The organism is Streptomyces sp. AM8-1-1 (genome assembly GCF_032229325.1).
Lineage (GTDB): Bacteria > Actinomycetota > Actinomycetes > Streptomycetales > Streptomycetaceae > Streptomyces > Streptomyces achmelvichensis.
Genome location: NZ_CP135086.1, coordinates 4,424,877 through 4,438,701, shown reverse-complemented (window position 1 = coordinate 4,438,701; position 13,825 = coordinate 4,424,877). Strand labels below are relative to the sequence as shown.

The window sequence follows — 13,825 nt, the reverse complement described above, 5'->3', positions numbered from 1 at the left end:
CTAATGGGTTGACGGTCCCGTCTCTCTGCGAGGTCAGCCGAGCAGCTGATTCTGCAGGACGACGGTCTGGTGGAAGGGGACCGCCGCGGACGGGCCCTTCCGGGACTGGACGATCAGCGCGACGGTGTCGCCGGCGGTGATGTAGGCGTGCCGCACATGCACCGCCCCCGGCTCCGACTCGCCGTACACATGGCGGTTCGTCGAGAGAATGTCTGCGGCGAAGGGGTAGGACTCGTCGACCGGAGCGACCTGATCCACCCCGTTCAGCGGCGCTACGGCCTCCGGTGCCCCGCCGAGATTCGTCGAGAAGAACTCCTCGGCGAACGCGACCGAGTGGAAACGCAGCAGATAGATCCGGGTGCTGGTGGAGTCCGCCATGGTCCAGCCCCGCGCCACGACGTGTCGCAGCCCTCCATCGATGAGGTCCTGTTCCAGGTCCTCGCGCTGGTGGTCGGGGAACTCGGCGAGGAAGCGGCCGGCGGGCACCCGGTCGCCCTTGAGCTGCTTGTCCGGGCGGGCCCCCGCGGGCAGCGGGAGCAGCAGTGAGCCCAGGTCCGCGTAGTGGATCTGGGCCTCGTTGGTCGGGTCGAACGGGTCGATCGCACCGGCCGGCAGCACCGGCTTGGCGAGCTTCGGGTAGACCCAGCGGCCGTCGTCCTCGGTGGCGAGCCCGGGCACGTCGGTACGCTCCTGCTCGGTGATGCCGTACGCGACGGCCGTTCCCAGCGCGGCGAAGACCACCGTGGCGGCGGTCCAGCGGAGCACGGTCCGCAGACGCCTCCGGCGGCCGGGCGGGGCGGGCGGGGCGGGCGCGGCGGGCACGGCGGGGGCAGCGGGCGCGGCGGGCGGGGCGGGCGGAGCGGGCGGAGCGGGGACAACGGGCGGGGCGGGGGCAGCGGTCGCCTGGGCCTCCGGGGCCTCCGGCGGCACGCCGCCGTCGGCCTGCGGCGCGGTCAGCTCGGGCTCGTGCACGGATCGCACCTCGGGTGCCGTGCGGGTTTCGTCGATCACACGGACTCCCCGGGGGATTCGAGATGCTCCAGCTGGAGCCGCAGCAGTTCGGTAGCGGACGCGGTGTCCAGCGGCTTGAGGCCGTAGGCGTACACGTTGATCAGCGCATCGCCCTCGTAGGCGCTGCAGAACATCGCGTCGAACTTCGTCCTGGTGCTCTTCGGCGTCAGGAAGCATCTGGCGTTCTTGAAGCCGGGGACGGTGGGGCCCTTGCGCAGGACGCCGAGCGCGTCGACGAACTCGCTCTGGAACGCGGCGAGCTCCCGGCCGTCCTTCGCGTTCTCGATCTGCGCGAGCCGCATCTCGACGATCAGCCCCTGATCGAGGGCGACATAGCTGCGCACGGCGAGACCCTGGAGGCGCAGCTTGTCGATCGCTTTGTCACGGGCCTTGCGCTGCTCGGCCGGAAGGCCGCGGGTTCCCTCCTTGAACCGGACGATCGCCTGCTTCCTGCCCAGGACCGTGTTGTTGCCCAGTCCGTCGACGTCCGGTCCCAGCCGGTACTCGTCGGGCACCGGCGGCAGTTCGGCGGCGAGACCCGTCGCCTCGGCCGCCGGGTTCGCCGGCCGCTCAGGTGGATCTGCCCAGACCACGGTGGGTGCGGTTCGGTCCGCGTCGCCGAGCCGGTCGAAAGCCAGAACACCCAGGCCGGCGACCACGGCGAGGGCGAGGGTCCCCGACACCGCCACGATCAGTTCGGGGCGGACGCGCCGAGGCTCCCGGGCAGAGCCGAGGGTCTCGGGAAGCGGCTCCGGCGAGGCGGGCGCGGAGGGCGGCAATACGGGCGGAACCGGAACGGAAGGCGGCTCGACCGGCGGCGTACCGGGGACGGAAGGCTGTTCGACCGGCGGCGCGGTCGAGAGGGAGGGCTCGCCCGCGGGCGGGCCCGGAACGGAAGGCTGCTCGCTCACAGGCGCCCCAGTTGCTGCTCGGCGAGGGCCGTCACGGCCTTCTCGGATATCTCGCGGCGATTGCTGACGTACCAGATCTCCATGGCCACATCACCGCGACACGCGAGGACCCGGGCCCGGTACAGCGGTTCGTAACCCGCCTTGCGGATGGGTTCGTTGAACACGTACACCCGTCCGTTGCCACTGCCCGTGATGAGTTCGCCGTCGTGGCCGGCGAACTCCTCCGTCGGCATGTAGGACTGCTGGTCGGAGACCCAGTCCGCGGCTGCCGTCTTGGTGGCGTCCCGGAACTGGATGAGATGGACGGTGACGAAGATCCCGCCGCGCTGCTCCCAGGCGGTCGTGGCGATACGCCGGATCTCGTGCTTGGCCAGGAAGCGGAACGTCTGGGGGGGCTCGTCGAACCCACTGGCGTACGAGACGACCTCGGTCCACCCGTCGGACGTCACCGCACGGTCCGTCTGGGCACCCTTCGGCTTCTTGACGAGCAGCTGACGCAGATCGCCGTCCGTCGCATGCCGGCGGTTCGCGCTGACCGTCAGCGGTGTGGTGTCCGGGCCCGCCGCGACGGTCCTCGGCGTCCTCAACTCCGGCTGGGACAACGGCGCCAGCGGTGTCGGCTCACGTTCGATCTGCACGGCGTAGCCGGTCACCGTTCCGGCCAGCACCCCCAGCACCGCCGCCGCCCCGACGACCAGCGCCGTACGGCCCCGCCTGCGCGGTGCCACCGCCTCGGGAGCCGCAGGCTCACCGGGCTTCTCTTGATCTTCCGGTATGTGCACACACAGCAGACCCACAGGCCCGGGGGTGGGTTGCACCGCCGCGCATTACAGTTCGGCATATGGCGAAGAAGCTCGTGATCAAGGTCACCGCTGGTTCCGATGCGCCCGAGCGCTGCTCGCAGGCGTTCACCGTGGCGGCCGTCGCCGCCGCCAGCGGGGTGGAGGTGTCGCTCTGGCTGACCGGCGAGTCCGCGTGGTTCGCGCTGCCCGGGCGGGCCGCCGAGTTCGAACTGCCGCACGCCGCGCCGCTGCCGACGCTCATCGAGTCGATCCAGGCGGTGGGGCTGATCACGCTGTGCACGCAGTGCGCGGCCCGCCGGGACATCACGGAGAAGGACGTCATCGAGGGCGTACGGATCGCGGGCGCGCAGGTGTTCGTCAGCGAGATCATGGGCGACGGCGTACAGGCCCTCGTCTACTGAGAGCCCCGCCCGCGGCCGCCCGCAGGAGCGCAGGCCCTACGGCCGTCGGTACGGAACGGGCCGCTACGGCCGTCGGTTCTTGCCGTCCAACTCGTCCCACCAGTCGTCGGACTGCTTGTCGCCCGTGGGGTCGTCCCACCAGCGGTCGTCGGGTCCGCGCCGGTTCGCGATCATCGCCGCGAACGGCGGGATGACCATGGCGACGACGCACATCCCGACGGCGACCGGCACCGACCACAGCCGCACCACGGCCCAGGCGGAGACGAACAGGACCACGCATCCGCCCATCAGCCAGAAATAGCCACGCCGACGCCGTGCGTACATGTCTCCAGCGTACGACCGAAGGGCCGCACCCCCATCCGGTGGCGTCCAACCCCCGGGGGTGCGGCCCTTGGCCGTTCAGGTGTGCCCGATCAGCGACTCAGACCGCGATCGCGACCTCGGAGAGGCCGCCGGTCTGGGCGACGACGGTACGGTCCGCCGTACCGCCCGGCACCAGGGCGCGCACCGTCCACGTGCCCTCGGCCGCGTAGAAGCGGAACTGTCCGGTCGCCGAGGTCGGGACCTCGGCGGTGAACTCGCCGGTCGAGTCCAGCAGACGCACGTAACCGGTGACGGGCTCGCCGTCGCGGGTCACGTGGCCCTGGATGGTGGTCTCACCGGGCTTGATCGACGAGGCGTCGGGGCCGCCGGCCTTCGCTCCACACATACTGCTCTCCAGAAAGGTCGGGGTCGGTTACTTGTTGGCGCCGAGCTCGATCGGCACGCCGACGAGGGAGCCGTACTCGGTCCACGAACCGTCGTAGTTCTTGACGTTCTCCTGGCCGAGCAGCTGGTGCAGCACGAACCAGGTGAGCGCGGAGCGCTCGCCGATGCGGCAGTAGGCGATGGTGTCCTTCGACAGGTCGACCTGCTCGTCCTCGTAGAGGGCCTTGAGCTCTTCGTCCGACTTGAAGGTGCCGTCGTCGTTGGCGTTCTTGGACCACGGGATGTTGCGGGCGCTCGGCACGTGGCCGGGGCGCTGCGACTGCTCCTGCGGGAGGTGCGCCGGGGCGAGCAGCTTGCCGCTGAACTCGTCGGGCGAGCGCACGTCGACCAGGTTCTGGGAGCCGATCGCCTTGACCACGTCGTCACGGAAGGCGCGGATCGAGACGTCCTGGGGCTTGGCCTTGTAGTCCGTGGCCGGGCGCTCGGGGACCTCGTCGACCAGGTCGCGGGAGTCGAGCTCCCACTTCTTGCGGCCGCCGTCGAGGAGGCGGACGTCGCCGTGGCCGTAGAGCTTGAAGTACCAGAACGCGTACGAGGCGAACCAGTTGTTGTTGCCGCCGTAGAGGACGACGGTGGTGTCGTTCGCGATGCCCTTCGCCGACAGGAGCTTCTCGAAGCCCTCCTGGTCGATGAAGTCACGGCGGACCGGGTCCTGGAGGTCCTTCGTCCAGTCGATCCGGATCGCGTTCTTGATGTGGTTCTTGTCGTACGCCGAGGTGTCCTCGTCGACCTCGACGATGGCGACCTTCGGGTCGTCGATGTGGGCCTCGACCCAGTCGGCGTCTACCAGGACGTCGCTGCGGCTCATGCTGTTCTCCTCCGGGGCAGTGTGCGGCGGGTGATGCGAAGAGACGGGGGCGCGGTTACGCGGATGCGCGAGGGCACTGCGCTGAGCGCCGGGGGCGGCCCTGATTGACCATCGAAGGGCCCGGGGGAAACGGGAGAAAGGCTCCCGCTCAGACAGCGCGACAGAGCATGGCGGCGACGCGGCACAGGTCCACTGCCCGCCGCTTCGTGAGGTCCGCCTGTCGCTGCTTCATGCCACCGATCGTAGGGACGAGTCGGCCACCATGTCACCGGCGTGTCGGATGCTGAGACGCGATCGTCCAGCATGCGGTACGCAGACCGGTCCGGACCGCTCCCCCACGGTCTCCGGACCGATTTCCGCCTCATGTTCATCTACCCAGCGGACACGGCCGTCTCACCATGCGGCCGTGCCCCGGGCGGCGCGGGTCAGCCCGCGAGCGACACGTCCTTGCCGATGCCGGAGAACCTCAGGCCCTCCTTCGTCGCCTCCAGCTTGTCGAGCTTGATGCTGGACGGCAGACCGTCGATCTTCAGGTCGTAGTCGACGAGCTCGCGCAGCTTCTCGTCGAAGCCGGGCAGCGGCAGGGAGGGCAGCGTCTCCGCCTTCAGCCGGACCGTGGTGCCGGCATGGAGCGAGACCTTGCTGTACGTCGAGACGGTCCGGCCCTTGACCAGTCCTTCGAGCGCGCCGGGAATGTCGATGCCCGCGCCCTCCAGCAGTTCGTCGAGCGGCCCGGTGAGCTTGACCTGACCGTTGGCGGCCCGCTCGGGGCCCGCGTAGGAAACGGTGGCGCCCTTCGGGGCGGCCTTCGTCAGATCCGCGTACGAGATACGGGCGGAGCCGTCGGCGCGGCTCGCGGTCGCGGAGGAGAAGCTGCTGTTGATCCTCACATCGAGCAGTTCGGCCTTCACCTCGGTGACGTTCACCGTGTGGCCGCCGGCGCTGCCGGTGATGCCGCTGATGCTCACGTCTATCTCGTCGAGCTCCTTGCCCAGCACCTGGGTGAGGAAGGGGAAGCCCTTGATCGAGACCTCGGGAGTGGAATCCAGCCCCTGGCTGCTCTTGATCTTGTCGGCCGCTTCGGACTCGGCCATGTTCACCGCGATCCGGTCCGCGGCGACGAATATGCCGCCGAGGACGACGGCCATGATGAGCAGTATTCGCAGTGCGCGCATTGCTTCGGTGTCCCCCACCCTTTTATTCGTCAGACCCCCGTGACGCCCGTGAGCCTAACCAAGACCGGACGACGCCTACTCGTCTGTGATCGACGTCCGGGCGGGGGCATTGGTTCCGCACACACGTTCCCCACGGTCACGGACCGGTCCCCACGGCCTCGGACCGGTCCCCACGGCCTCGGACCGGTCCCCGCGGCCTCAGGCCAGTACGCGGCCGATCAGATAGACCGCGGGCGCCGCGGCCGTCAGCGGCAGCGCCACCCCGGCGGTGAAGTGGACGAAGCGGGACGGGTAGTCGTAGCTGGCCACCCGCAGACCGACGAGCGCGAGGACGCCCGCCGTGAGACCGAGCAACGCGCCCGAGGTGCCGATGTCGGTGGCGCCTCCCGCGGCGACACCCGCACCCGTGGCCGCGAGCAGCGACAGCACGACGGAGGCGACGGGGGGCAGCGGCAGGGCGCGGGCCACCGTCGCCACGGCGACGGCGATCCCGCCGATCACCACGGCGTCGTCGGCGGCCCCGAGATGGCCGGTCGCGAGGATCGCCAGGGCCGCCGACGCCACGGTCGCCATCAGGCCCTGCATCCGCTCGTCCGCACTCGCGCGGCTGCGCAGCTGGAGGACGAGGGTGATGAGCACCCACACGCCGAGCGTGCCGACGATGGCCGCCGGAGCGTTCTCCCGGCCGACGGAGAGCACCACGACGTCGGCCGCGAGCCCGCCGGCGAAGGCGAGCGCGATGCCCTGCCGGGCGGGCCACATGCCGTTCAGCCGGAACCACCCGGCGGCCGTGACGGCCTGGAGCAGGACGAGCGGCACGAGCAGCGCGTACGGGCCGATGGCCGCGCCGGCGGCGAGGAGCAGTCCGAGAGCGGCGGTCAGCCCGGCGGGCTGGATGCCGGGCGGGATGATCGGCGAGCGGCCCTCGGCGCGGGCGCGCTGTGCGTCGGTGATCCGGGTGTTCCCGCCGACGGTGGGCGTGCTGTAGCCCGCGCCCTGCGATCCACCGGTGGCCGCGGAGGCGTCGGGCGCGGCCGGTTCGGCGGCGGGCTCGGCGTACGCGGGGGTCTCGGGCGGCAGCGGGTGGGCGCCCTGCACCGGCAGATACGCGGTGTCGGCGGCGGCCGGGGTCTGCGCGGGGGGCAGGACCGGCTGGTACTGCGTGTCCCAGGTCTCGCCCTCCCAGGTCTGCGCGGCCTGCGGGTGGGACGGCTGGGGATACCCCTGCTGCTGGTGCTGCTGCGGGTACCCCTGCTGCTGGGGGTGGGACTGCCGCGAGTAGGGCTCCTGCGCGTACGACTGGTCGTAGGACGGGTCGTAGGACGGGTCGTACCGGCCGTCGTGCGGCTGCTGCCCCTGGTACGGGTCCGGGTACTGCTGCTGCGGCGGGTACGGCTGCTGCTGCCCGTGCTGCCGGTCGTACGGATACTGCTGGTCGCTGCTCATGGTGTGCGGTTCACCCTCCTGCGAACGGCGGGAGCACCTCGACCGTGCCGCCCTCGGCAAGGCGTACGGTCTCATGGTCACGGGTCCCGACGGGATCACCGTCGACGAGGAACGAACACCGTTTCAGCACGCGCGTCAGCTCTCCCGGATGCCTCTCGCGTACCGCGTCGAGCGCTTCGGCGAGCGTCTCCGCCGCGTACGGCTCCTCCGCGATCCCGGCCGCCGCCTTCGCCGCGGCCCAGTAGCGGATCGTTCCCGCTGCCATGGCGCCCTTCCTTTCGTCGGCATCCATCATGGGCCACGCCGGGACCAGCCAGTCCGCGAGACGGCCCAGCAACCGGTCGTCGGCGGCGTTCTCGGCGTGCCCCATGCCCACTTCCAGCCACAGTTCGGCATCCCCGGCCGCCGCCAGCATCCGGGGATGGTCCAGCGGGAAGTACGGATCGCGGTCGCCGTGCACGATCAGCAGCGGGGTCGGCGCGATCAGCGGAACGGCCTCCACCGGCGAGAGCGGCACGGGGTCCCAGTCCTCGGCGTGGATGCGGGTCCGCAGCCCGTACCGGCCGACCGCACGGCCCAGCGGCCGGGTCACCACCCAGTGCAGGCGCCGCATCGGAGCCGTACCGCGGTAGTACCAGCGGGCGGGGGCGCTCACCGAGGCCACGGCGTCGGTCCGTGCCTCATTGCGCCCCCTGTGCATCGCCGCGTGCCGGAGCACGACCGAGCCGCCCATCGAGAAACCGATGGTCACCACCCGGCGGTAACCGCACGCGCGCGCCCACTCGACCGCGGCGGCGAGGTCGAGCACCTCGCGGTCGCCCACCGTCGAGCGGCCGCCGGAGTTCCCGTGACCGCGGAAGGAGAAGGTGACCACGGCCGCACGCTGCGCGAAGACCGCCGCGGCCCGGCGCACGGCCGGCCGGTCCACCGAACCGGTGAAACCGTGCGCGACGACGATCGCGGTGTCACTGTTGCCTTGTACCCACGGTGTGTGGAGCGCCTCGATGCGGACCCCGTCGGCGGTCCGCAGGGTTGCGCGCCGAGGGCCGCGGGTGATCGAGGAAACATCCACCATGTGAAATCAGCCCTCTGCCCCGGAACTCATGTGGGCTATTGTGCTGGGTAGAGGATCCGGGCAACGCAGCCCCCGGGTCCTTTTGTGTTTTCCGGCCGTTGTTACAGGCAGGTGAACAAAGGCTCTCAAGGGCGCGCGGGAGCCGAAGAACGAAGCAGGGCCGCATCACGTCCTCGCAGGGACCGAGGAGGAACCGACGTTATGGGCGAGCGAACCGTGCACGAACCCCGTCAGACGCAGACGACCTGGGCAGGTGGAGCCCGATGAGCTCACTGTTGCTCCTGACCAATGCCCTCCAGCCGTCGACGGAGGTGCTCCCCGCCCTCGGACTGCTGCTGCACAACGTGCGGGTCGCCCCCGCCGAGGGCCCCGCCCTCGTCGACACCCCCGGTGCCGACGTCATCCTGATCGACGGCCGGCGGGATCTGCCACAGGTGCGGTCGCTGTGCCAGCTGCTGCGCTCCACCGGACCCGGCTGTCCGCTGATGCTCGTCGTCACGGAGGGCGGCCTCGCGGCCGTCACCGCGGACTGGGGCATCGACGACGTCCTGCTGGACACGGCGGGCCCCGCCGAGGTCGAGGCACGACTGCGCCTCGCGATGGGCCGCCAGCAGATCACCTCCGACGACTCCCCCATGGAGATCCGCAACGGCGACCTCTCGGTCGACGAGGCGACGTACAGCGCGAAGCTGAAGGGCCGGGTCCTGGACCTCACCTTCAAGGAGTTCGAGCTGCTCAAGTACCTCGCACAGCACCCCGGCCGGGTCTTCACCCGGGCGCAGCTGCTCCAGGAGGTCTGGGGCTACGACTACTTCGGCGGCACCCGGACGGTCGACGTCCACGTGCGCCGGCTGCGGGCCAAGCTGGGCCCGGAGCACGAGTCGCTCATCGGAACCGTGCGGAACGTCGGATACCGCTTCGTCGCGCCGGAGAAGGTCGAGCGCGCGGCCGAGGAGGCCAAGGCGAAGGCGGCGGCTTCGGCCACCCGTACGGAGCAGGGAACCCCGGAGCAGGAAGCGGCCGTACGCCCTGCACACAGGTAGGTCACCACGCGTAGACTGCCGCGCGTGGCCAAGGTGACGCGGGACGATGTTGCGCGACTGGCGGGTACGTCGACCGCCGTCGTGAGCTATGTCATCAACAACGGACCCCGGCCGGTCGCCCCGGCCACGCGCGAGCGGGTTCTCGCAGCGATCAAGGAGCTGGGGTACCGGCCCGACCGGGTCGCCCAGGCCATGGCGTCGCGGCGCACGGACCTCATAGGAATGATCGTCCCGGACGCGCGGCAGCCCTTCTTCGCCGAGATGGCGCACGCGGTGGAACAGGCCGCGGCCGAGCGCGGGAAAATGGTCCTCGTCGGCAATTCCGACTACCGCGACGAGCGCGAGGTCCACTATCTGCGGGCCTTCCTCGGTATGCGGGTCTCCGGCCTGATCCTCGTCAGCCAGGGCCCCAGCGAGCGGGCCGCGGCGGAGATCGAGGCCTGGGACGCGCGAGTGGTGCTGCTGCACGAGCGCCCCGAGGCGATCGACGACGTCGCGGTGGTCACCGACGACGTCGGCGGCGCGCAGCTGGCCACCCGGCACCTCCTGGAGCACGGCTACGAGTACGTCGCCTGCCTCGGCGGCATGGAGTCGACCCCGGCCGTCGGCGACCCCGTCGCCGACCACGTGGAGGGCTGGCGCCGCGCGATGCTGGAGTCCGGCCGCTCGGTGGAGGACCGGCTGTTCCAGGCCCCGTACAACCGCTACGACGCGTATCTCGTGGCCCTGAAGCTGCTGGCCGGACCCGACCGGCCGCCGGCCATCTTCTGCTCGACGGACGACCAGGCGATCGGTGTCCTGCGGGCCGCCCGTGAACTGCGGATCGACGTGCCGGGCGAACTCGCGGTGGCGGGCTTCGACGACGTCAAGGAAGCGGCCCTGACGGACCCGCCTCTGACAACGATCTCCTCGGACCGCCCGGCGATGGCACGGGCGGCGGTGGACCTGGTACTCGACGACGGTCTGCGGGTGGCCGGTTCGCGGCGCGAGAGGGTGAAGCAGTTCCCCTCGGGCCTGGTGATCCGCCGGTCCTGCGGCTGCGCCTGAGAGGCCCGTAGCCGGGCGAGGGGAGGCCCTTGTCCGGTGCGGGGACAGGCTCTCACCGGTTCTCGGGTGGTTCTCAGCAGCGCCTCAGACTGTTCTCATCCGGCAGGAGAACAGTCATCAGCATGACGGACCACTACCCAGCGCAGTCGCATCCGCAGCCGTACACCACCGGCGCGCACCCGTACGACACTGCCGCACCGCCGTTCGACGGCGGCCCCTCCTACCCGCCGCCCCCGCCGTACGACCCCGTCGCCCACGAGGAGCCCGCGCAGCCGGCCGCGCACCGGGCCAGGGCCAGGCGCCCCGTCGCCCTCATCGCCGCCGTCGCGCTCATCGCGGCCGTCGTCGGCGGCGGAACCTCCGCCCTCGTCCAGCACTTCGCCGACAACGGCAGCGGCTCGGCCGGCTCCGCGGTCAACGGGACCACCGTGTCCCGTACGACCGCCGGCACCGTCGCGGGCGTCGCCCAGGCCGTGTCGCCGAGCATCGTGGAGATCAACGCGACCACCTCCGCCGGTGAGTCCACCGGCTCGGGCGTGATCATCACCTCCGACGGCGAGATCATCACCAACAACCATGTGATCGCGGGCGCCGACACCGTGAAGGTGCGGCTCGACGACGGCACGGCGTACACCGCGAAGGTCGTCGGCACCGATCCCGACAAGGACCTGGCGCTCATCAAGCTCGACGGCGCGAAGGGTCTGAAGGCAGCCGCGCTCGGGGACTCCGGCAAGGTCAAGGTGGGTGACGAGGTCGTCGCGATCGGCTCGCCCGAGGGGCTGACCGGCACGGTCACCAGCGGCATCGTGTCCGCGCTCGACCGCGACGTGACGGTCGCGAAGGACCAGGCCCCAGGCCAGGGGCAGGGCCAGGAGCAGGGTCAGCAGGGTGGGGGCGGGAACTGGCCGTTCGAGTTCGGCGGGCAGGAGTTCAACGGCGACACCGGCTCCTCGAAGACCACGTACAAGGCCCTCCAGACGGACGCCTCCCTCAACCCCGGCAACTCCGGCGGCGCCCTCATCAACATGAACGGCGAGATCATCGGCATCAACTCGGCCATGTACTCACCCAGTTCAGCGACCGGTTCCACCGCGGGCAGCGTCGGTCTGGGGTTCGCCATCCCGATCGACACCGTGAAGGGCGACCTCGACGCACTGCGCGACGGCGGCAGCAGCTGAGTGCGTGCGAGGCTGGTGCCATGACGACCCCCCGTGAAGGCGAACGCATCCTCATCGTGGACGACGAGCCCGCCGTCCGAGAGGCGCTCCAGCGCAGTCTGGCCTTCGAGGGGTACGGGACCGAGGTCGCCGTCGACGGCATCGACGCGCTGGAAAAGGCGGAGGCGTACGCCCCGGACCTGATCGTCCTCGACATCCAGATGCCGCGGATGGACGGTCTGACCGCGGCCCGCCGGGTGCGCGCGTCCGGGTCGACGGTGCCGATCCTGATGCTGACCGCCCGCGACACGGTCGGCGACCGGGTCACCGGACTGGACGCGGGCGCCGACGACTACCTGGTCAAGCCGTTCGAACTGGACGAGCTGTTCGCCCGGATCCGCGCACTGCTGCGGCGCAGCTCGTACGCGTCGGCCGCGGGGACGGCCGGCGAGGACGATGTGCTGGCCTTCGCCGACCTGCGGATGGACCTGGCGACCCGCGAGGTCCACCGCGGCACCCGCCCGGTGGAGCTGACGCGCACCGAGTTCACGCTCCTGGAGATGTTCCTGGCCCATCCGCGCCAGGTGCTCACCCGTGAGCAGATCCTCAAGTCCGTATGGGGGTTCGACTTCGAGCCCAGTTCCAATTCGCTGGATGTGTATGTGATGTACCTGCGACGCAAGACGGAGGCGGGCGGCGAGCCGCGTCTCGTGCACACGGTGCGGGGAGTGGGCTACGCGCTCCGCACCGGCGGCGGTGAGGGGTGACGGGCCCGGTCCACCGGTTCCGTGCCCTGCCGATCCGGTCCCGGCTCGCGCTGCTGGTGGCCACCGCCGTCGCGGTCGCCGTCGCGGCCGTGTCCGTCGCCTGCTGGCTGCTCACCCGGGCCCAGCTGAACGACGAGCTGAACACCTCGCTGAAGAACATCGGCGCGCCCCGGCAGGCGCTGGTCCAGGCGTACCAGGAGTGCCTCCAGGGACAGAGCCCCATCGAGAACACCCCGACGTCGAACTTCGCGTACGTCCAGATCGTGGCGCCGGACGGCCGTCGCTGCCCGGTCGCGTACTCACAGCCCGTGAAGGTGCAGGACGAGGACATCGCCGTCGCGGAGGGCACCTCGCGCATCGGCCTGCACGACAGCACCACCGACACGGGCGCCGAGGTGCGCGTGCGTACGGAGCAGGAGGACATCGGCGGTATCGGCGTGGCGGTGTCCGTCTCCCGCCCCCTCGCCGAGATCAACACCTCGCTGAACCGTCTCGCCCTGTTCCTCACCGCCGTCGCCGGCATCGGTGTCGTCGGCGCGGGCGCCGCGGGCCTGTGGGTGGCCCGCACCGGACTCAGGCCGGTCGACCGGCTCACCGGCGCGGTCGAGCACATCGCCCGCACCGAGGACCTGACCGTCCGTATCCCCGTCGAGGGCGAGGACGAGATCGCCCGGCTGTCGCGCTCGTTCAACTCGATGACCGCGGCCCTCGCCTCCTCGCGCGACCGCCAGGCGCAGCTGATCGCGGACGCGGGTCACGAGCTGCGGACGCCGCTGACGTCGCTGCGGACGAACATCGAGCTGCTGGCCCGCAGCGATCGGACCGGACGGGCGATCCCGCCCGCGGACCGGACCGCGCTGATGGCGTCGGTGAAGGCCCAGATGACCGAACTGGCCGCGTTGATCGGCGACTTGCAGGAGCTGTCCCGGCCCGACGCGGTCGAGGGCGGACCGCTCCAGGTGGTCGCGCTGCACGAGATCGTGGACGCGGCGCTGGAGCGGGTGCGGCTGCGCGGCCCGGAGCTGACGTTCGCTGCGGACGTCTCGCCCTGGTACGTACGGGCCGAGCCCGCCGCGCTGGAGCGGGCACTCGTCAACGTCCTGGACAACGCGGTGAAGTTCTCGCCACCGGGCGGGGTGGTCGAGGTGCGCCTCGAAGGCGGCGAGCTGACCGTACGGGACCACGGGCCGGGCATCGATGCCGAGGACCTGCCGCATGTCTTCGAACGCTTCTGGCGTTCGTCCTCGGCGCGGGCGCTGCCGGGATCGGGGCTGGGTCTGTCGATCGTGGCGCGCACCGTGCAGCAGGCGGGCGGCGAGATCGAGCTGGAGCCGGCGGCGGGCGGCGGCACACGGGCGCTGATCAGGCTGCCGGGGGCGGCCGAGCCGCCCCCGGCCTCGCTGTGACGCTCTC

At 71.1% G+C, this 13,825-nt stretch carries 16 protein-coding genes and 1 pseudogene; 6 read left to right on the top strand and 11 right to left on the bottom strand.

All coding sequences use genetic code 11. The features are described from left to right. Positions 1–33 precede the first annotated feature (33 nt). The 3 genes from RPQ07_RS20080 to RPQ07_RS20070 are packed head-to-tail and all read right to left on the bottom strand — an operon-like array spanning position 34 to position 2,704. A complete protein-coding gene (locus RPQ07_RS20080; protein WP_313945542.1) occupies positions 34–1,011 on the bottom strand; it encodes a hypothetical protein in 978 nt (325 codons plus the stop codon). Then, the gene (locus tag RPQ07_RS20075; RefSeq protein ID WP_313945541.1) at positions 1,008–1,922 is read right to left on the bottom strand and encodes a hypothetical protein; all 915 of its coding nucleotides are present in this window, start codon (positions 1,920–1,922) and stop codon (positions 1,008–1,010) included. The genes RPQ07_RS20080 and RPQ07_RS20075 overlap by 4 nt, the downstream gene beginning before the upstream one ends. Next, a complete protein-coding gene (locus RPQ07_RS20070; protein WP_313945540.1) occupies positions 1,919–2,704 on the bottom strand; it encodes a hypothetical protein in 786 nt (261 codons plus the stop codon). The genes RPQ07_RS20075 and RPQ07_RS20070 overlap by 4 nt, the downstream gene beginning before the upstream one ends. A gap of 59 nt (positions 2,705–2,763) precedes the next feature. Between RPQ07_RS20070 and RPQ07_RS20065 the strand changes: the two genes are divergently transcribed. Next, positions 2,764–3,126: a DsrE family protein gene (locus RPQ07_RS20065; protein WP_313945539.1), complete on the top strand. Its 363-nt coding sequence runs from the start codon at positions 2,764–2,766 to the stop codon at positions 3,124–3,126. Positions 3,127–3,189: 63 nt separating this feature from the next. Here RPQ07_RS20065 and RPQ07_RS20060 read toward each other — a convergent pair whose 3' ends face one another. The 8 genes and pseudogenes from RPQ07_RS20060 to RPQ07_RS20030 form a co-directional block, all read right to left on the bottom strand. Beyond that, a complete protein-coding gene (locus tag RPQ07_RS20060) occupies positions 3,190–3,450 on the bottom strand; it encodes a DUF3099 domain-containing protein (RefSeq protein ID WP_313945538.1) in 261 nt (86 codons plus the stop codon). 97 nt (positions 3,451–3,547) lie between these two features. Further along, positions 3,548–3,835, bottom strand: coding sequence for a DUF1416 domain-containing protein (locus RPQ07_RS20055; protein WP_313945537.1), 288 nt, complete (start codon positions 3,833–3,835; stop codon positions 3,548–3,550). A 27-nt stretch (positions 3,836–3,862) separates the two neighbouring features. Continuing rightward, on the bottom strand, positions 3,863–4,702 hold the full coding sequence (locus tag RPQ07_RS20050) for a sulfurtransferase (RefSeq protein WP_313945536.1): 840 nt from the start codon (positions 4,700–4,702) through the stop codon (positions 3,863–3,865). Positions 4,703–4,850: 148 nt separating this feature from the next. Then, on the bottom strand, positions 4,851–4,934 hold the full coding sequence (locus RPQ07_RS37795; RefSeq protein ID WP_350807544.1) for a putative leader peptide: 84 nt from the start codon (positions 4,932–4,934) through the stop codon (positions 4,851–4,853). A gap of 193 nt (positions 4,935–5,127) precedes the next feature. Beyond that, positions 5,128–5,877: a DUF2993 domain-containing protein gene (locus RPQ07_RS20045; protein WP_313945535.1), complete on the bottom strand. Its 750-nt coding sequence runs from the start codon at positions 5,875–5,877 to the stop codon at positions 5,128–5,130. 198 nt (positions 5,878–6,075) lie between these two features. Further along, complete coding sequence (locus RPQ07_RS20040) at positions 6,076–7,323, bottom strand: hypothetical protein (protein WP_313945534.1); 1,248 nt, start codon at positions 7,321–7,323, stop codon at positions 6,076–6,078. 10 nt (positions 7,324–7,333) lie between these two features. Continuing rightward, positions 7,334–7,588, bottom strand: coding sequence for a MoaD/ThiS family protein (locus tag RPQ07_RS20035; protein ID WP_313948956.1), 255 nt, complete (start codon positions 7,586–7,588; stop codon positions 7,334–7,336). 36 nt (positions 7,589–7,624) lie between these two features. Next, positions 7,625–8,398, bottom strand: a pseudogene (locus RPQ07_RS20030) (alpha/beta hydrolase); the annotation flags it as partial. 263 nt (positions 8,399–8,661) lie between these two features. On the opposite strand from RPQ07_RS20030, the gene RPQ07_RS20025 reads away from it, so the two are divergent. From RPQ07_RS20025 to RPQ07_RS20005, 5 genes are all read left to right on the top strand, one after another. After that, on the top strand, positions 8,662–9,441 hold the full coding sequence (locus RPQ07_RS20025) for a response regulator transcription factor (protein ID WP_313945533.1): 780 nt from the start codon (positions 8,662–8,664) through the stop codon (positions 9,439–9,441). A 24-nt stretch (positions 9,442–9,465) separates the two neighbouring features. Next, positions 9,466–10,488, top strand: coding sequence for a LacI family DNA-binding transcriptional regulator (locus RPQ07_RS20020; protein WP_313945532.1), 1,023 nt, complete (start codon positions 9,466–9,468; stop codon positions 10,486–10,488). 122 nt (positions 10,489–10,610) lie between these two features. After that, positions 10,611–11,666, top strand: coding sequence for a S1C family serine protease (locus tag RPQ07_RS20015; RefSeq protein WP_313945531.1), 1,056 nt, complete (start codon positions 10,611–10,613; stop codon positions 11,664–11,666). A gap of 20 nt (positions 11,667–11,686) precedes the next feature. Further along, on the top strand, positions 11,687–12,412 hold the full coding sequence (locus RPQ07_RS20010) for a response regulator transcription factor (protein WP_313945530.1): 726 nt from the start codon (positions 11,687–11,689) through the stop codon (positions 12,410–12,412). Continuing rightward, entirely contained in the window at positions 12,409–13,818 is a 1,410-nt protein-coding gene (locus RPQ07_RS20005) for a HAMP domain-containing sensor histidine kinase (protein ID WP_313945529.1), read from the top strand. The genes RPQ07_RS20010 and RPQ07_RS20005 overlap by 4 nt, the downstream gene beginning before the upstream one ends. Positions 13,819–13,825: the final 7 nt, after the last annotated feature.